Here is a 16,698-nt window from a genome sequence, read left to right as displayed (position 1 = left end):
GCGCATTGCAGCGCAAAAGTTCAGGCGCAGCAGGCGATGGACGGCGTTCTTCTGCGAGGACGATGGTGGCGATTGCCCGTTCATTCCCATGCCGTTAAGTATGTTGTACCCTGAAGTAAATTTCCACGGAGGGAACACCATGCTTCTGCTCGCCAATGTCCTCATCGGTATCGTGCTGCTCATTCACGTGTACATCTTTTTGCTGGAAACGGTATTGTTCCGCAGCCGTGGGCGCAAGGTCTTTAGGCTCTCGGAGCAGCAGGTGGAGATGATGGCACCGGCAATGTCCAATCAAGGTTGCTATAACGGCTTTCTGGCGGCTGCGCTGGCGGTATATTTCCTGCATCCCGATGCAGCCACTGGCAACGCCTTCGCGGTATTCGGGTTGGCTTGCGTCGCGGTGGCGGGCATCTGGGGAGCGGCTACCGTTCAGCGGCGCATCCTGTTCATTCAGACTGTACCCGCGGCACTGGGGCTGGCGGCGCTGATGCTGGCGAAGTAGATCCGCTCTAGCGCTCTAGCGTTTCAGAAAGTCCCTGACCAGGCCGATCTGTTCCGGGACATTCAGGGCCGGTGCATGTCCGCAGCCGGGAATCACTTCCAGTTGCGCACGTGGACCACGTTGTGTCATTTCCTCGGCAGTGCACTGCAGCAGCAGGTCGGAATCGATTCCGCGCATCACCATGGTTGGCATGGTGAGCGTGTCATAGGCGTCCCACAAGTCGTAGTCCCATGGATGAGCGATGAATTGGCGCACCATCGCGGGGTCGTAGTGCGGCGTGATTTTCCCGTCCGGCAGACGCCGCGCCGAAGTCTCGGCCATGCGCCGCCATTGCGCATCGCTTTGCCAGCCGTAGGGCCTGTACACGGTGCGCAAAAATTCTTCGAATTCGGTCAGGGTGTCGAACTGCGGCGGATTGCCCGCATACGTCTTGATCCGCTCGATCGCTGCGGCCGCCAGTGCCGGCCCGTTATCGTTGAGGACAAGGTGACTGATACGGCCTTTCAGCGTGGTTGCCGCTGCCACCGTACCGATCGCGCCACCCATCGAGGTGCCGACCCAGCGTACTTGCGAAAAGCCGAGCCGGTCAACCAGTTCGGCCGCAATGCGTGCATAGAAGGCAAGGCAGTACTCGTTATCGGGATCGGGGCTCCACTGTGAAAATCCGCGCCCCAGCGTATCCGGGCAAATGATGTGATAGCGATCCGACAGCGCTTCTGCCAGGTCATCGAAATCGCGGCCGGTGCGCGCCAGTCCGTGCCACATGATGATCGGCGGCTGGCCGCGTGTGCCCCATTCGACGTAATGGATTTCACGCCGGCAGCACAATGTGTAATGGGACGATGGGGTCATTGACGCTCCCGCAGTTTGCCGACGATGCCGGTCGGGAAGAAGTACACGGACAGGATGAACAGGATGCCCAGCCACAGCAGCCAGCGGTCGGGCGACAGCAGCGCCGACAGTAGCGGCACCGATTGCGTCGCGTTTGCCGCCATGCCCATCAGGTCCTGCAGGTAGCTCTGCGCCAGCAGGAATACCGTGGCGCCGAAGATCGCCCCGTACATGGTGCCCATGCCGCCGATCACGACGATCAGCAGGATGTCGATCATGATTTCGAACGACAAGGAGGTGTCCGGACCGTTGTAGCGCAGCCAGATCGCCAGCAGGCAACCGGCCAGCGTGGCGAACACGGCGGCCAGCACATTCGACCAGGTGCGGTAGACGACGGTGCGATAACCGATCGCCTCTGCACGGAAATCGTTTTCGCGAATCGCCTGCAGCACGCGACCGAATGGCGAATTGACGATGCGCAGCATGGCCAGGAACAGCACGACCGCGCTGAAAAACACGAGATAGTAGGTGATGAACCTGCCATCGAGCGAGGCGCCGAGGAAAGGGTTGTCGCTCAGATGGAAGGACGGGGCCAGGACTTCCGGCAGCTTGAAATTCAAGCCATCCTCACCGCCGGTGATTTCCGACAGCTGCGAAGCCAGGGTCTGAAATGCCGAGGCCACCGCCAGCGTGATCATCGCGTAAAAGATCGCCCGCACCCGCAGTGAAAACAAGCCGATCATCAGCGACAGCAGCAGCGACAGCAGCATCGCGCCGAGCGCTCCGGCCAGCAGGCTGGTCCAGCCCGGTCCCATGCGGGTACTGGCAATCGCGATGCCATAAGCGCCAATGCCGAAGAACATCGTATGCGCGAAGGAAACGATCCCGGTATAGCCAAGCAGCAGATCAAAGCTGGCCACCAGCACAATGAAGATCAGGATCTTCGCGGCCACATTGAGCGACTTTGCGCCCGGGAAAATGAAAGGCGCAAATGCCAGACCGAGCACGATCACGGTCAGGATCACCGCCAGTACACGGCTGCGCGGCAAATCATGGGAAAGAAGGCGGGTAATCATCGGTTGCTCACCTGTTCGTGACCGGATAGACGCCCTGAGGACGCCACAGCAAAATGGCGATCATCAGGAGAATGTTGGAAAAGAGCGCAACTTTCGGCACCAGAAAGCCGGTGTAGTTCGCCAGCAATCCCACCAGCAGCGCGCCGAGGAAGCAGCCGCCGGTCGAACCGAGGCCGCCGATGATAATGACAATGAAGATCAGCACGTTGACCTGCGCGCCCATCTGCGGAATCACGTTCTGCTGGTACAGGCCCCACATCACGCCGCCAAGGCCAGCCAACGCCGAGCCGGCGATGAAGACACCGACGAACAGGCGGCGGATCCGGTAACCGAGGCTTTCGACCATTTCGCGATCCTGCACACCGGCGCGGATCAGCAGTCCGAGCTTGGTGCGGTTGAGCACCAGGACCAGCGCGGCGAACACCGCGAGGCCAACCACCACCGCGATCAGCCGGTATTTTTCGATGGCCGCATCGCCGAGCAGCACCGAGCCGCGCAGGGCGGTCGGCAAGGGCAGCGGAATTTGCGCAGGGCCCCAGATCACCTTGATCAGTTCTTCGCCGACTACCATGCCGCCCATCGTGATCAGGATCTGTTTCAGATGCTGGCCGTACACCACCCGCACCAGCACCCGTTCGAATACAGCGCCGAGCACGCCGGCCACGACCATCGCCGCCAGCATCGCCAGGCCGAGCGCACCAAGGTTCTGCGCCAGGCTGTCGGCGTTGCTCCATTCCGACATCGAACCCATTACCGACACCGCGACGAAGGCGCCGAGTGCGATGAACACGCCGTGACCGAAGTTCAGCACGTCCATCAGGCCAAAGATCAGCGTCAGGCCGGAAGCGATGATGAAGATGATCATTCCCATCGCCAGTCCGGCCGCAGTCAGCGTGATCCAGGTCGAGGTAGAGCCGATGAAGGGTAACGCGGCCAATGCCAGCACCGGTACCAGCGCCAGCGGCGCCCAGTCAATTTTCGTGGTCAGAGGCGGCGCGCTGCTTGCGGGCGCTGCCGTGTCCACGGTCGTCACCACCGTGTTTGCCATGCTCGGCATGTTTGGCATGTCTGGTGTTGGCGCTGCGGAAGTCTGTTCCGTTGTCGTTCCCATCGTCATCCCTTAATGATGCGCAGCCAGCGACAGGCCCAGCAGGCGCGTTTGCAATTCTTCGTTCTCGGCCAGTTCCGCCATCTGTCCGCGATGCACAATCTTGCCGTCGTCCATCACCGCGACCGTATCGCCCAGTTGCCTGGCGAAGTTGAAATTCTGCTCGACCAGCAAGATGGTCGTGTCGGTCTGCTTCAGTTCGCGGAAGGCGGTGATCATGTTGGCGATGATGGCCGGCGCCAGACCCTTGCTTGGCTCGTCAATCAGCAACAGTTTGCGCGGTTCGACAATGGCGCGTGATACGGCCAGCATCTGCTTTTGGCCACCGGACAGTTTGCCCGCCGGGTGCAGCCAGAATTTTTTCATCGCCGGAAACAAGCCAAAGATCCATTCCAGGCGCTGCGTGTCGATGTCATCGATGCGACGCGCTCCCCGTGCCGCCAGCAGCATGTTTTCCTTCACCGACAGGTCGGCGAAAATGCCCATGTTTTCCGGCACGTACGCGATGCCAAGCTGCGAAATATCGGGTGTCGACGTTGCAGTAATGTCGCGGCCATCGAAGCTGATGCGGCCTTGCGATGCCTGCCACAGGCCCATGATGGTGCGCAGCGTCGTGGTTTTGCCGGCGCCGTTGCGGCCCAGCAGCATGGTCAGTTGGCCGCGCGGCACCTCGAGGTCGACACCGTGCAGGATGTGATAGGCGCCGATATGCGTATGCACACCGTCGAGTTTGAGCAAGGGGGCGTTCATGCCGCTTCCTCCACCGGCGCAAGGCCGAGATAGGCTTGTTGTACCACCGGCGACGAAATCACCGTTTCCGGATCGCCGTCGGCCATCAGGGTGCCGTTGTGCAGCACGATGATGCGGTCGGCCAGTTCCCGCACCACATCCATCTTGTGTTCGACCAGCAGGATGGTCCTGTCGCCCCGCGCCTTGAGTGCGCGGATCAGATCCAGGATCACCGGCACTTCATCCACGCTCATGCCGGCGGTCGGTTCGTCGAACATGTAGACCTCGGGGTCGAGCGCCATCAGCAGGCCGACTTCCAGCTTGCGCTGATCACCGTGCGGCAGGGCCGATGCCTGAACATCATGCTTGGACAGCAGCGCCACGCTGTCGAGTAATTGCTCGGCCCGCTCGATCAGGTCGCGATGGTGGCTCCAGACATTCCACATATCCAGGCCGACACGACGGCGCGACTGCAAGGCCAGGCGCACGTTTTCCATCACGCTGAGATTCGGGAACAGGCTGGTCAGCTGGAAGGCGCGGCCCAGACCGGCATGGGTGCGCGCCGAAGCCGACAGCGATGAGATGTCGTTCCCATTGAGCAGCACCTGACCTGCGCTCGGCTTGAGCTGGCCGGAAATCAGGTTGAAATAGGTGGTCTTGCCGGCACCGTTGGGACCGACGATGGCGGTCAGGGTACCGGGGGCGAACTTGCAGGACACCGCATTGACGGCAACATGGCCGCCGAAGCGGATGGTCAGGTCGCGGGTTTCAAGTGTACCGGCGTGAGAGCCCGGGGATTGAGGCTGGGACATGGGTGCTCCACGGTTGAAATCCCTGCATGCGGGCTCCTTCCCCCTTGCAGGGGGAAGGTTGGGATGGGGGTGTGAAGGTCGTGCAAGGGACTGCGCTTGATTCGACCTTCCCACCCCCACCCTAACCCTCCCCCTACCAGGGGGAGGGAACCGGCATGTGGAAGACTTACAGGTAAATCGTGGTTTCGATAGTGAGGCTACAGCCTCGCCACATCAACCGACCAATCAATCAACGCTTGTTCTTGATCGGAATGTTCATGTCTTCGATCTTGATCTCGCGCACCAGCTCCGGCACGCCCCACGGGAAGGCGGGATCGACCTTGATCTTGAAGTGGTACATCGACTGCAGTGCCTGATGGTCTTCCTTGCGGAAAGTCATCTTGCCTTTCGGGGTCTCGAAGCTCATCCCTTCCATGGTCGAGATCAGCTTCTCGGTATTGGTGTCGCCGCCGGTCTTTTTCAGCGCTTCCACCAGTGCAATACCGGCCGACATGCCGCCGGCGGTAAAGAAGTCAGGCGGGTTCTTATAGCGCTTGTAGTGTTCGGACACCAGCCAGTTGTTGGCCGGATTCTTCGGGATGCCGAAGTAGTAGTAGGTCGCGCCTTCCATGCCGGGGAAGTTCTTGTATGCGGCCATGGCCGGCAGGATGTTGCCGCCGGTGGCGATCTCGATGCCGTAACGTTTGGGATCGAGGTCGGCGATCTTGAACGGATTGCCCGCGCCCGCCCAGATGATAAAGATGACCTTGCGGCCCGGCTTGTCCTTCAGCGAATCGAACAGGCGTTGCGCACCGGCGGTAAAGTCGGTGGTATTGGTCGGCAGGTATTCTTCATGAACGATCTTCGCCTTCTTCAGCGCGTCCTTGAAGGCCTTGACGCCGTCACGGCCGAACGCATAGTCCTGCGCCAGTGTGGCAATGGTCACGCCTTCCTTGTCGAGCGCCACGGCGTTCGAGATCGCGTCCTGCGAGGAGTTGCGGCCGGTGCGGAAGATGTAGCGGTTCCACTTGTCGCCAGTGATCGCATCGGCGACCGCCGGCTCGACCAGCAGGATCTTCTTGTATTCTTCGGCGATCGGCAGCATGGCCAGCGCCACACCGGAGCCGGTCGGGCCGACCGCGATGTCGGCCTTGTCGTCGGCATAGGCAGCGGAAAGCTGCGACTTTGCGACGTCAGGCTTACCCTGGGTATCCTTTTCGATGACCACCAGCTTGTTGCCGTTCACGGTCATGGTGCCGCCGGTTGCATAGTCCAGGCCCATCATCAGGCCGATCTGCGTCTGCTTCGCGTAGGCTTCCAGCGGGCCGGTCTTGTCGTATACGTGGGCGATCTTGATATCTTTGGCGTGGACTGCTGTGGTGCAGCAAAGCGCGGCGACTGCCGCAAGCAGGTGATGTCTCATGTCTCACTTCCTCTGAAGGGTTGTTGTTTTTACTGCCGTGTTCTGTCTGGGACCGTAGCGAACGGCGGACGGAATCAGGCTTGGAGCAGGTTACTCCAAGGCGTGTTTTGGGGAAAGTAGTAAAACTACGATGGACGTTGATTCGGCTCATTGTGAATGCATTACCGCAAAAAAGCAGTCGTCGAATGGTGTCCGAAAACGGCTAGACGCCGAGCAGGCCGGCGCGTATAACGTTCGACATGGATACCGTTACCACCCTCGTCGCGGAACCGCCGAATGCCATGGACAGCGCCAGCTGCTACCGTGCGCTCGCAGCCAAAGATACACGTTTCGATGGGGTGTTTTTCACCGGGGTCACCACGACCGGTGTTTACTGCAGGCCGGTATGCACAGTGAAGACGCCGCGCGCGTCGTCCTGCCGATTCTTCAGCAGCGCGGCGGCAGCCGAAGCGGCGGGGTTCCGGCCCTGTTTGCGCTGCCGTCCGGAACTGGCGCCCTACGCGCTTCAGGAAAACCTGGCGCATGCAGTGTGGCAGCGTATCGCCAGCGGGGCGTTAAACGATGGCGATGTCGAACGCCTTGCCGGTGAAGTTGGTCTGTCGTCGCGGCAGTTACGACGTGTGCTGTTGCAGCATTTCGGTGTCACGCCGGTTGAGCTGGCGCAGACCCAGCGACTGCTGTTCGCCAAGAAGCTGTTGCAGGAAACCGCGATGCCGATGACCGATGTGGCGTTTGCCGCCGGCTTCGGCAGTGTCAGGCGTTTCAACGCCCTGTTTGCCCAGCGCTACGGAATGGCGCCCGGCAGCATTCGCCGTGCGTTGCCGAGGCCCACGGCCACACCCGATGCATTGACGCTGCGCCTTGCCTATCGTCCTCCGCTCCAGTGGGAACGCTTGCTGGGCTACCTGTCCGGCCGCGCGATCGCCGGGGTCGAGGCAGTGGACCTGCAAGCGGCGGCTTACCTGCGCAGCGTGCGTCTGGACAGCGCCACCGGATGGGTACGCGTCACGCATGCGCCATCGCGGCACCAGCTCGAACTGGAAGTCGCACCGTCGCTGGCCCCGGTCTTGATGCCGCTGCTCGGACGGATGCGCAAGCTGTTCGACCTCGATGCCAACCCGGCCATTATTGAAGCGCATTTGAAGCAGGACCCGTTGCTTGGCCCGCGTATCACCGCGACGCCGGGCCTGCGCGTGCCCGGCGCATTCGACGCTTTCGAGCTTGCCGTGCGGGCTGTGCTCGGACAGCAGGTCAGCGTGGCCGGTGCCACCACGCTGTCGGGGCGGCTGGTGCAACGCTTCGGGACACTGTCCGCCACGCCGTTTGCCGCCGTCACGCATGCTTTCCCGCTGCCGGAAGTGCTGTCACAGGCGGACGTCAGTGCCATAGCGGCCATCGGCTTGCCGCAGACACGCGCGCAGACGATACGCAACCTTGCGCAATTTGCTGCGCAAGGCGGCTTGCAACTGCGGCCGGGCATGACGCTGGACGACGCGGTGGCCTGCCTGAGGACGGTACGTGGCATCGGTGACTGGACTGCGCATTACATTGCGTTGCGGGCGCTGCGTTTTCCTGATGCTTTTCCAGCCGGCGACCTCGGGCTGCAAAAAGCGGCAGCCGAAGAGGGCGGGCGTCTCACGGAAAAGCAGCTCGCCGCCCGGGCCAGTGCCTGGGCGCCATGGCGCGGTTATGCCGCGCTTTCATTGTGGATGGGATAGACATGACTTCATACTCCGAATACCGCAGTCCCTTGGGCATCTTGCTGCTTGCCGCCACCGAGCGCGGCCTGTCGGGCCTGTATTTCGAGCAGCACAAATACTTCAAGGGCACGCAGGATTGGCGGCGCGACGATGGGCATGATCATCTTTTGCGCACGAAGGACCAACTCGATGAATACTTTGCCGGGCAGAGGCAGGTATTCGACGTCGCGCTCGATTTGCGTGGCACACCCTTCCAGCGTGCGGTTTGGGACGCTCTGGCGTTGCTGCCTTTTGGACTAACTGCCACCTATCAGTCCATTGCACAGCGCGTTGCCAGTCCGAAGGCGGTACGTGCGGTGGGTACGGCGATCGGGCGTAATCCGGTATCGATCATCGTGCCATGCCATCGGGTATTGGGAAGCTCGGGTGCATTGTCCGGTTATGCGGGCGGACTCGATCGTAAGAGGTACTTGCTGGCGCTGGAAGAAAAGAATTATCGTGGTGCCGAAACAGCGATACCCGCTGCGGCAGATTTTTTCGCTGACGGACAGACGCGCCTTTTGCTGCAGGAATAGGGAAGAAAAAAGGAAAAAAGAAAAAGAAAGGCTGGGCTGGCCAGCCGCATTGATCAGCAGTGTGCAATGCTATTCGCAAGATCTCGCGCATGGAGGGTTGCGCGTGAACCGCGGATGCATGCAGCACACTGCCGAAACGCTCGATTACTTCGCGCCACCTGCTGCACCCGCGCCACCGCTAGCACCGGAACCAGTACCAGCGCCAACACCGGTGGTGCCTGTGGTGCCCGCACCCGACATACCGGATGAAGTGGTAGTGGACGAGCCTGTAGCGGAGCTAGGAGTCGGCACGTTGCTGCTCGGCGAAGACATGCCGGACGAGGACGAGGACGAGCTTGGGCTTGTGCTGGAAGCGCCGCTGGAGCTGGAGCCGTAGCCGCCGGAGCCGGACCTCATGCCAGAGCCAGAGGTGCCGCATGCGCTCAACACCAATGCGCATACCAAGGGGATAGTCCATTTCATCATAAGAATTCTCCTTAAGAATCGTTCAGTTACCAGAGACAACTGGAAGACATGCTCATGCCAAAATTGCATGTTGCGAGTGTGTAGAAACTTTCAATACTCGAAAGTTCCGGCAGATGCATTTGGTTACACGACATGGTCAATAAGGCGTATCTGTACGTCACTGGCGGACCTTACTGATCGACCTTATTGCTGCAGTCTGAACGGAATGGGAAGATCGATGAAATAAAGCATGCGGAAGATCGCGGAAGCCTTGGCACGCTTTAGAAAGCCGTGACGAGATACAGGCATCCGCGACAGGTGAAGCGATGGCAAGGCCGAATTGACCAAGCCGGAATGGCTCTTCGATTACTTCGATACCTCATTACCAAGCAGGCCACCCACTGCGGCGCCGCCTACCGTACCCATGGTACTGCCGCCGGTTACTGCATGTCCTGCCACGCCGCCAAGCACGGCGCCGGTGCCTACACCAACCTGCTGCCTTGTTGGTGTGCCGCATGCCGAGAGTGCGGATGCCAATGTGATGGCGCTTATTACCGAAATCAAAGTACGTTGTTTCATCATATCCTCCGGAACGTTGGAATCCATCGCTTCCCATCACCATCGGAAAACAATGTCTTATGGCTTTTGCAAAAGTTCGACCTTTGCGCTACGGTGATAGTTCCGGTTTGGCATTGTCTCGAAGAATGGCTTGTTGATACCGCGCATTCAAGCTTCCATGGATGCCTGTGCGGTGCAGCAATCCTCACTATGGAAGGACGCAACATGATCAAGGGAAGTTGTATGTGTGGTGGCGTGCAATACGAATACGGCGGAAACTTCGGCACCATCACCGTGTGTCACTGCAGCGATTGCCGTAAGGCGCAAGGTACCAGCGCGGTCGTCGCCGCACCGGTGGACAGAAAGCAGTTCCAGTGGGTGCAAGGCGAGGAACTGATCACCGAATACGCGTCTTCGCCCGGCAAGAAACGCGCATTTTGCAGTCGCTGCGGCTCGCCATTGTATTCACGCCGGGATGACACGCCGGAGGTATTGCGTTTGCGCATGGGGACGGTAGACACGCCGACGGAAGCCACGCCTGCCGCGCATATTTTTACCTCAGGTATTCCTCCATGGGCTGCGATCAATGACACGCTGCCGCAGTACGATACGCATGAACCCGGGCGACGCTGAAGCCTTCAGTTGCCTGTTTGATTGTCGCGTATCGGAGTTCGAGGGGCGCATGGCATTACGCAGCATTGTGGGATTTGTGAGATCAGTGGCCTGAAATGAAAAACGGCTTGCGCAACTGCGCAAGCCGTTTTGTTTGGTTCATGTCGTTTTCCGCAAACCTGCAAAGCGCAACCCGAACACGTCTGCGAAGTAATACCAATCCCAACCCATAACGCACCATGAGATCGCGTCTTTTTTCGGGGGCGCCGAGCCGCCTGCCTGCGTTGCACTCGTTGTCAATAGCTCGCTATTGACTCCTCCTGCGCCTTGCCAGTCAAAAAAATCCATCGATCTCATTTGTCACGTTATAGCTTGGGATTGGTATAAAGCGCTTACGCAGCCTTCTTCGCTGCTGCTTTTTTAGCGACAGCCTTCTTCGCAGCCGGCTTGGCGACACTCTTGGCCGGCGCCGCTTTCTTTGGTGCTTCCTCCGCTGCCGCGTCCTTTTCGGCGACCTTGCCCTTGGCGGGGGCCTTGGCCTTGCGTTCTTCAAACTCGAAGCTCACCTTGCCGACTTTGTCTTTTACCAGATAAGCCTTGAAAGGTCTGCGGGTGCGCTGCGAAATGAAACCTGGCAGCAGATCGGTTTTGCCATCATTGAGCAGCTTGGCCATCTGCTCGGGCAGGATTTCCTGCTGCAGGATAATACGACCGCTGCGGAAATCGCAGGCCTTGGGTTTGGCGACCGTCTTTTCGCAGACATAGGCCAAGCCCATTTCGTACACGCCGCTGCCGCACTTGGGGCAAGCACCGAGCGCTGTCTGCCCGGTGAAATCGACACCTTCGCCATCTTCGCCTTCATCCTGGTTCTGACCGAAATCGAATTCCAGCTTGAAGTTGTTGATTTCCGCGTCACGTACGATCTTCAGGATGGCTGCAAACGGACGGCCCATCTTGGAACGGAAGCCTTGCAAGGGACCGATCTCACGCTTCTCCAGCAACTCTTCGACTTCCGCGATTTCAAACTGGCGGCTGCCGGGGATTTTGCTCATTGAAAATTCGCACTTGGTGCAGGCGAAACGTCGATAGTTTTCCTTCACCACGCCGCCGCAATTCGGGCACGGCGTCTTCAGCGTCGCATAGTCACCGGGAATAGTGTCGTTGTTGTATTCCTTCGCGCGCTTGACGATGATTTGCGTCATCTGCGCGATCTCGCGCATGAATTCCTCACGGCTGATCTTGCCGCGTTCCATCTGCGACAGCTTGTATTCCCATTCACCGGTGAGTTCAGGTGCGGTCAGTTCATTCACGCCCAGACCGCGCAGCAAGGTCATCAGCTGGAAGGCCTTTGCCGTGGGAATGATTTCGCGTCCCTCGCGCAGCAGGTATTTTTCATTGAGCAAGCCTTCGATGATGGCCGCGCGCGTCGCCGGCGTACCGAGGCCCTTGCCGGCCATCGCTTCACGCAGGTCCTCATCGTCGACCAGTTTGCCCGCACCCTCCATCGCCGATAGCAGTGTCGCTTCCGAATACCGTGCAGGCGGTTTGGTGACCAGACCGTTGGCGGTGATTTTTTCGGTCTTGACCTTTTCATCCTTCGCCACGGGAACCAGCGTGCCGGCGTTTTCCTTGTCGTCGTCGTTCGCCGCTTCCTTGCCGTAGATGGCCAGCCAGCCCGGATTGGTCATGACCTTGCCTTCGGTCTTGAACTGATGGCCGGAGACTTCGGTATAGCGGGTCGTTACCTGGAATTCGGCCGCAGGGAAGAACACCGCCATGAAACGGCGTGTCACCAGGTCGTACAGCTTTTGCTCGGGCTCCGACAGGTTCTTCGGCGCCTGGGTGGTGGGAATGATCGCGAAGTGATCGCTGATCTTGCTGTTGTCGAAAATGCGCTTGTTCGGCTTGACCCAGTTCTTGTTCAGGATCTGCGAGGCGAACTGCTGATAGTTATGGTTTTCCGATACCGTTTCCAGCGTTTGCCTGACGGTCTGCAAATAGTCTTCCGGCAAGTGGCGCGAGTCGGTACGCGGATAGGTCAGCACCTTGTGCTTTTCGTACAGCGCCTGTGCCAGGCCAAGCGTGTTCTTCGCAGAAAAGCCGAAGCGCGCATTGGCCTCGCGCTGCAGGCTGGTCAGATCGAACAATGCCGGCGCCATCTGGGTGGCAGGTTTGGATTCTTCGGTAACCGTGCCTTGCTTGCCGCGGCAGGCGGCGACAATGGATTCGGCGGCAGCCTTGCTCCACAACCGTTCAGCGCGTTTTTCCGGATCGGTTTCGTCCTTCTTGAACTTGGTGTCGAGCCAGCGGCCTTCATAGATGCCGGCGGCACAGACGAATTCGGCGCGCACTTCCCAATAGTCGCGTGGCACGAAATTCTTGATCTTTTCTTCACGCTCCACCACGATCGACAGGGTCGGCGTCTGCACGCGACCGACGGTCGTCAGGTAGAAACCGCCTTCCTTGGAATTGAAGGCAGTCATCGCGCGCGTGCCATTGATGCCGATCAGCCAGTCGGCCTCGCTGCGGCAGCGTGCGGCGTCGGCCAGCGGCAGCATTTCGCGGTCTTCACGCAGCCGGGCAAAGCCGTCGCGTATTGCGCCCTGCGTCATGGATTGCAGCCACAGGCGCTTGATCGGCTGCTTGGCTTTCGCGTATTGCACGATCAGGCGGAAGATCAGTTCGCCCTCGCGCCCGGCGTCGCATGCGTTGATAAGGGCCGTGACATCCTTGCGCTTGATCAACTTGTTCAGCACCTTCAGCCGCGATTCGGTCTTGGCAATCGGGTTGAGGGCAAAATGCGGCGGAATCATCGGCAAGTGCGTGAACGTCCACTTGCCGCGTTTGACGTCATATTCTTCCGGAACCGCGATTTCGACCAGGTGGCCGACTGCGGAGGACAGGACATACTCGTCGGATTCAAAGTACTCATCGTGCTTTGTAAAGCCGCCGAGCGCCTTCGCGATATCGTTCGCGACAGAGGGCTTCTCTGCGATGATGAGGGTCTTGGTCATAAGCGTATTCTCTTTAGTGCGCGGCTAGCGCGGTAACGCGGTAATGGCAGGTAGATGGGCTTGCTTCAGTGCAACCCCCTACTAATATAGCAACTTATCTGGAGATTGAGCGGCCAATGATAAGCGCGTTGCGGGAGAAACCGCAAGCAACGAGGAATGTGAGTGCCCGCTGTGCGACGGTAATCCCGTACGACAACAGCGGGCGGATGTTGCGGATAAACGTATGAATTGCCTTTTCGGCGATAGTTGCGGTTGCAGTACTATTGCTGTTAATGCAAGAGACGCGGCTCGGCGTCTTCGTCGTCGGAAAACAATTCATCGAAGATCAGACCATCCGGTTCCTTGCCCTGGCTCCATAGCACCATCAGGACAATCACCTTGATCTTGTCGAGCGATACTTGGGAGTCGCTCACAGCGAGTGCGCGCTCAATGATGATTTCTCGCTGGATTGAGTCGATGACTTTGGCTGACTCAAGGAACTGCAGGAAGCCGACAGCCTCTGTACCGAGCACATCCATTTCCCGCTGGGCGTAGATGCGGATGCCGAAGGAAAACGCAGCCTGCTGCGGATAGCGGTCGGAAAGCTCATTGGTCGCTTCGGCAAGATCGGTGAGCCAGCCGAGTGCTTTGGAAATCTCTTCTTCCTCGAAGCCGACAGCCGACAGCTTCTTGACGAGTGCTTCCGAATCCGGACAGGCGTCGGGGCGGTAATAAGTTTCGTAGAGGTAAACGAGAACGTCGAACATGATTTCACTGTACCGTTAAGGTCATTGCCCAATGTGCAGGGCAGCAACCAGGTTGCGAATAAATGACACTCTCGTGATCATCTTTTCTTGCATGAAAACACCTGAAGCCAAGAAAAGAGGTGCCATGCCAGCGACAGTACAAATAAATTGCAGTCTTACAGGTACAGCATATCTTAAAAAAGAAAATGCTGACAGCGTGTTTTTGGTATCAGGATGTTGCGATTCGGCGGATCATTCCGCCGGGAAGAGTTTCCACCAGGCCATCAAGTTCATGCGTCAAAAGACGTGCGCTCAGTTCTGCAATACCGATTTCGCAACGCGTTGCCAACGTATCCATATCGACCGGGTCGTAACCCAGCGCAGAAAGTACCATACATTCCGGTGCGCTGCCGGAAACCGCAGGCGCCTTGACCGCAGGCAACCGGGAAGGCAGTTCGCCGATTTCTTCAAGGATATGTTGTGCCGAGTCGACCAGCTTGGCCCCTTGCCGGATCAGCAGATGGCATCCTTTGGACAGCGGCGAGTGGATGGAGCCGGGTATCGCAAATACATCGCGGCCCTGTTCGGCCGCCATGCGTGCAGTGATCAAGGAACCGGACTGCGCTGCGGCTTCGATGACCAGTACGCCGCGCGACAGGCCGGAGATGAGCCGGTTACGCCGCGGGAAATGCGATGCGATCGGCCCTTCTCCAAGCGCGTACTCACTGACGATGCAGCCCTGGTCCGCGATCTGGTGCGCGAGTGCACGGTTACGTGCCGGGTAAACGGTATCAGCACCGGTGCCGATGACGGCAATGGTCGAGCCGACGCCACGCAGCCCGCCGAGATGTGCGGCGGTATCGATGCCCAGCGCCTGGCCGGAAACAATGGTCAGGCATTCGCGGCTGAGCGATTCGGAAAATTTCTCTGCATTCAGGACGCCCTGGGCAGTGGCATTGCGGCTGCCGACAACGGCAATCGACGTCGCCCGCAACAGTTCGATGCGCCCTTTAATATAGAGCAGTAGCGGCGGATCGGAAATATTGAGCAGCTGTCGCGGATAGTCATCGTCGGCCAGCGTCAGTACGCGGTTACCCGGAAGGCTTGCCCAGTCCAGCGTCTTGTCGATCAGCGCGCGCGTGTCACTTGGCAGCGGTGCCAGCAAGGCACGGGCAACCCGCTCGGGCACGACGGCGGCAAGCGCCTCGAAGTCCGCATCAAAGACATGTTGCGGCAAGCCGAAGGCCGACAGCAGTCTGCGTCCGGTGTCGTTCCCCACGCCTGGCGTTTGCTCAAAGCGTATCCATTGCGCGAGGTCCCGCGCCCAGTCGGTATCGATCATCGCGTGATGTTATACCAATCCCTGAGATCGATGGATTTTTTTGACTGGCAAGGCGCAGGAGGAGTCAATAGCGGGCTATTGACGACGAGTGCAACGCAGGCAGGCGGAAAAAGACGCGATGTCATGGTGCGTTATGGGTTGGGATTGGTATTAGTCTGGTGAGCGCGCAACGTCGCCTATCTGGACGCTGTCGGTCACCTGCATCACAAGACCATACGAGATGTTGTCGAACACCCGGAAAACGAACAGGCTGCCATACTGGGTGTCGGGAAGCTTGACCTTCTTGCGGCCCCAGGACGAAAACGAAAAGAAGCCGCTGTCGTCGGTACGGTCGGACACCACCTGGCCGAAGCGATACAGCTCCAGCACCGTCCCGGTGTCGAGACCATCCTTGCTGCCGCGGTTCACGGTCACGATCTGGTTCTGACCCGCCTGCGACACGCCGCCATAGACAGAGACGATGCGTGCATCGACATTGGCTTCGGGCGGATGCGGCATGTAATTCAGGATGGGCGTCGGTGGCACTGGCATCAGGCGGTCACCGATGCCCATTTCTTCCTTGACCGTGACGACACGGAACACATGCGCTTCATCGGGCGATTTGGCTTCGCGCTCAAGCTTGACCGTGCCCAGGTAAGCGGCCTCGTAGCCGATGACCTTGCCGGTGCCTGGATCTTTGAGAGGAATCCCGGGTCGAAATACCTGAAATGAAGTGCCGGACTGCAGGTCGCCGCGCACATAGGCCTTGTCATTCTTGCCAAGGATGACTCGTCCTTCGTCGGTTGCCATGATGCGCGGGACGTTCTTGAGTTCGTTTTCGGAAACGATCAGCGGTTGCGACAGGAAAGGCTCGATCACACTGGAGGGAATGGCCGGAATGGCGTCCTGGCCCAGGCCTTCGGTGCGCACCTGTGGCGACAATTTGACAGTCGGCGTGCCTGACGCGGAACCCACTGCATTGCCGAGGCGAAGCCTGCCGCTTGCACGGTCGAAATAGACAATCTGGCCAGGATAAATCCAGTGCGGGTCGCGGATCTGGTCGCGATTCAGGCCCCAGACCTGCGGCCAGCACCAGGGATGCTGCAGGAATTTGCCGGAAATGTCCCATAGTGTATCGCCGCGAACCACCGTATGCTGGTCAGGCGCATTGGGCAGGAAAGCACAGCGCGGGGAAATCGTACCGTTGTCGCCGGTGGCCGCAAAGCCATTTGCAGCCGCCGTCAGAGCGAGTAGAAGGGCTGCTGTGCTAAACTTTTTCATAAATGTAT

The 16,698-nt window shown here is 59.2% G+C and carries 17 protein-coding genes; 6 read left to right on the top strand and 11 right to left on the bottom strand.

Annotation, left to right across the window (positions count from 1 at the left end):
* The first annotated feature begins 139 nt into the window (after window positions 1-139).
* Window positions 140-502: a DUF1304 domain-containing protein gene (locus ASE07_RS19230; RefSeq protein ID WP_057292429.1), complete on the top strand. Its 363-nt coding sequence runs from the start codon at window positions 140-142 to the stop codon at window positions 500-502.
* Window positions 503-517: 15 nt separating this feature from the next.
* Here the strand turns inward: ASE07_RS19230 and ASE07_RS19225 are convergent, their stop codons facing one another.
* From ASE07_RS19225 to ASE07_RS19215, 3 genes are read right to left on the bottom strand one after another with little or no spacing between them, the layout of a single operon-like run.
* Window positions 518-1,354, bottom strand: a complete 837-nt coding sequence (locus tag ASE07_RS19225; protein WP_057292428.1) for an alpha/beta fold hydrolase — start codon at window positions 1,352-1,354, stop codon at window positions 518-520.
* On the bottom strand, window positions 1,351-2,409 hold the full coding sequence (locus ASE07_RS19220; RefSeq protein WP_057292427.1) for a branched-chain amino acid ABC transporter permease: 1,059 nt from the start codon (window positions 2,407-2,409) through the stop codon (window positions 1,351-1,353). Before ASE07_RS19220 ends, ASE07_RS19225 begins: the two co-directional genes overlap by 4 nt.
* Window positions 2,410-2,416: 7 nt before the next feature.
* Window positions 2,417-3,355, bottom strand: a complete 939-nt coding sequence (locus ASE07_RS19215) for a branched-chain amino acid ABC transporter permease (RefSeq protein ID WP_235548540.1) — start codon at window positions 3,353-3,355, stop codon at window positions 2,417-2,419.
* Here ASE07_RS19215 and ASE07_RS29910 point away from each other — a divergent pair.
* The gene (locus tag ASE07_RS29910) at window positions 3,258-3,533 is read left to right on the top strand and encodes a hypothetical protein (RefSeq protein WP_235548541.1); all 276 of its coding nucleotides are present in this window, start codon (window positions 3,258-3,260) and stop codon (window positions 3,531-3,533) included. The genes ASE07_RS19215 and ASE07_RS29910 overlap by 98 nt on opposite strands.
* On the opposite strand, the gene ASE07_RS19210 is transcribed toward ASE07_RS29910, so the two are convergent.
* The 3 genes from ASE07_RS19210 to ASE07_RS19200 form a co-directional block, all read right to left on the bottom strand.
* Window positions 3,530-4,267 (bottom strand): ABC transporter ATP-binding protein, encoded by a 738-nt coding sequence (locus tag ASE07_RS19210; RefSeq protein ID WP_057292426.1) that lies wholly within the window; start codon window positions 4,265-4,267, stop codon window positions 3,530-3,532. The genes ASE07_RS29910 and ASE07_RS19210 overlap by 4 nt on opposite strands.
* Window positions 4,264-5,058: an ABC transporter ATP-binding protein gene (locus ASE07_RS19205; protein ID WP_057292425.1), complete on the bottom strand. Its 795-nt coding sequence runs from the start codon at window positions 5,056-5,058 to the stop codon at window positions 4,264-4,266. Before ASE07_RS19205 ends, ASE07_RS19210 begins: the two co-directional genes overlap by 4 nt.
* A gap of 229 nt (window positions 5,059-5,287) precedes the next feature.
* Window positions 5,288-6,460, bottom strand: a complete 1,173-nt coding sequence (locus tag ASE07_RS19200; protein WP_057292424.1) for a substrate-binding domain-containing protein — start codon at window positions 6,458-6,460, stop codon at window positions 5,288-5,290.
* Window positions 6,461-6,699: 239 nt separating this feature from the next.
* Here ASE07_RS19200 and ASE07_RS19195 point away from each other — a divergent pair, with 239 nt between their 5' ends.
* The 3 genes from ASE07_RS19195 to ASE07_RS19185 all read left to right on the top strand — a co-directional run bounded on the left by ASE07_RS19195 (window position 6,700) and on the right by ASE07_RS19185 (window position 9,111).
* The gene (locus ASE07_RS19195; RefSeq protein WP_057292423.1) at window positions 6,700-8,178 is read left to right on the top strand and encodes a DNA-3-methyladenine glycosylase 2; all 1,479 of its coding nucleotides are present in this window, start codon (window positions 6,700-6,702) and stop codon (window positions 8,176-8,178) included.
* 2 nt (window positions 8,179-8,180) lie between these two features.
* Window positions 8,181-8,735 carry a methylated-DNA--[protein]-cysteine S-methyltransferase gene (locus ASE07_RS19190; protein WP_082584295.1) on the top strand — a complete coding sequence of 185 codons (555 nt, stop codon included), beginning with the start codon at window positions 8,181-8,183 and terminating at the stop codon, window positions 8,733-8,735.
* Window positions 8,736-8,838: 103 nt separating this feature from the next.
* Window positions 8,839-9,111: a hypothetical protein gene (locus tag ASE07_RS19185; protein WP_156396798.1), complete on the top strand. Its 273-nt coding sequence runs from the start codon at window positions 8,839-8,841 to the stop codon at window positions 9,109-9,111.
* Between the two features lie 434 nt (window positions 9,112-9,545).
* Here ASE07_RS19185 and ASE07_RS19180 read toward each other — a convergent pair whose 3' ends face one another.
* A complete protein-coding gene (locus ASE07_RS19180; RefSeq protein WP_082584314.1) occupies window positions 9,546-9,758 on the bottom strand; it encodes a glycine zipper 2TM domain-containing protein in 213 nt (70 codons plus the stop codon).
* A 204-nt stretch (window positions 9,759-9,962) separates the two neighbouring features.
* Between ASE07_RS19180 and ASE07_RS19175 the strand changes: the two genes are divergently transcribed.
* Window positions 9,963-10,370 (top strand): GFA family protein, encoded by a 408-nt coding sequence (locus ASE07_RS19175; protein WP_057292548.1) that lies wholly within the window; start codon window positions 9,963-9,965, stop codon window positions 10,368-10,370.
* Between the two features lie 371 nt (window positions 10,371-10,741).
* Here the strand turns inward: ASE07_RS19175 and ASE07_RS19165 are convergent, their stop codons facing one another.
* The 4 genes from ASE07_RS19165 to ASE07_RS19150 form a co-directional block, all read right to left on the bottom strand.
* The gene (locus ASE07_RS19165) at window positions 10,742-13,363 is read right to left on the bottom strand and encodes a DNA topoisomerase III (protein WP_057292420.1); all 2,622 of its coding nucleotides are present in this window, start codon (window positions 13,361-13,363) and stop codon (window positions 10,742-10,744) included.
* Window positions 13,364-13,632: 269 nt separating this feature from the next.
* Window positions 13,633-14,109 carry a DUF494 family protein gene (locus ASE07_RS19160; protein WP_057292419.1) on the bottom strand — a complete coding sequence of 159 codons (477 nt, stop codon included), beginning with the start codon at window positions 14,107-14,109 and terminating at the stop codon, window positions 13,633-13,635.
* A gap of 208 nt (window positions 14,110-14,317) precedes the next feature.
* Window positions 14,318-15,430: a DNA-processing protein DprA gene (gene dprA / locus ASE07_RS19155; RefSeq protein WP_057292418.1), complete on the bottom strand. Its 1,113-nt coding sequence runs from the start codon at window positions 15,428-15,430 to the stop codon at window positions 14,318-14,320.
* Window positions 15,431-15,580: 150 nt separating this feature from the next.
* Window positions 15,581-16,690, bottom strand: coding sequence for a LysM peptidoglycan-binding domain-containing protein (locus ASE07_RS19150; protein WP_057292417.1), 1,110 nt, complete (start codon window positions 16,688-16,690; stop codon window positions 15,581-15,583).
* Window positions 16,691-16,698: the final 8 nt, after the last annotated feature.

It is taken from the genome of Noviherbaspirillum sp. Root189 (genome assembly GCF_001428545.1).
Lineage (GTDB): Bacteria > Pseudomonadota > Gammaproteobacteria > Burkholderiales > Burkholderiaceae_D > Noviherbaspirillum.
This window is presented reverse-complemented; position numbering and strand designations above follow the sequence as displayed.

Coding starts and splice junctions, on each gene's coding strand:
- ASE07_RS19230 (WP_057292429.1), top strand. CDS start 140: ATGCTTCTGCTCGCCAATGTCCTCATCGGTATCGTGCTGCTCATTCAC.
- ASE07_RS19225 (WP_057292428.1), bottom strand. CDS start 1,354: ATGACCCCATCGTCCCATTACACATTGTGCTGCCGGCGTGAAATCCAT.
- ASE07_RS19220 (WP_057292427.1), bottom strand. CDS start 2,409: ATGATTACCCGCCTTCTTTCCCATGATTTGCCGCGCAGCCGTGTACTG.
- ASE07_RS29910 (WP_235548541.1), top strand. CDS start 3,258: ATGATGAAGATGATCATTCCCATCGCCAGTCCGGCCGCAGTCAGCGTG.
- ASE07_RS19210 (WP_057292426.1), bottom strand. CDS start 4,267: ATGAACGCCCCCTTGCTCAAACTCGACGGTGTGCATACGCATATCGGC.
- ASE07_RS19205 (WP_057292425.1), bottom strand. CDS start 5,058: ATGTCCCAGCCTCAATCCCCGGGCTCTCACGCCGGTACACTTGAAACC.
- ASE07_RS19200 (WP_057292424.1), bottom strand. CDS start 6,460: ATGAGACATCACCTGCTTGCGGCAGTCGCCGCGCTTTGCTGCACCACA.
- ASE07_RS19195 (WP_057292423.1), top strand. CDS start 6,700: ATGGATACCGTTACCACCCTCGTCGCGGAACCGCCGAATGCCATGGAC.
- ASE07_RS19190 (WP_082584295.1), top strand. CDS start 8,181: ATGACTTCATACTCCGAATACCGCAGTCCCTTGGGCATCTTGCTGCTT.
- ASE07_RS19180 (WP_082584314.1), bottom strand. CDS start 9,758: ATGAAACAACGTACTTTGATTTCGGTAATAAGCGCCATCACATTGGCA.
- ASE07_RS19175 (WP_057292548.1), top strand. CDS start 9,963: ATGATCAAGGGAAGTTGTATGTGTGGTGGCGTGCAATACGAATACGGC.
- ASE07_RS19165 (WP_057292420.1), bottom strand. CDS start 13,363: ATGACCAAGACCCTCATCATCGCAGAGAAGCCCTCTGTCGCGAACGAT.
- ASE07_RS19160 (WP_057292419.1), bottom strand. CDS start 14,109: ATGTTCGACGTTCTCGTTTACCTCTACGAAACTTATTACCGCCCCGAC.
- dprA (WP_057292418.1), bottom strand. CDS start 15,430: ATGATCGATACCGACTGGGCGCGGGACCTCGCGCAATGGATACGCTTT.
- ASE07_RS19150 (WP_057292417.1), bottom strand. CDS start 16,690: ATGAAAAAGTTTAGCACAGCAGCCCTTCTACTCGCTCTGACGGCGGCT.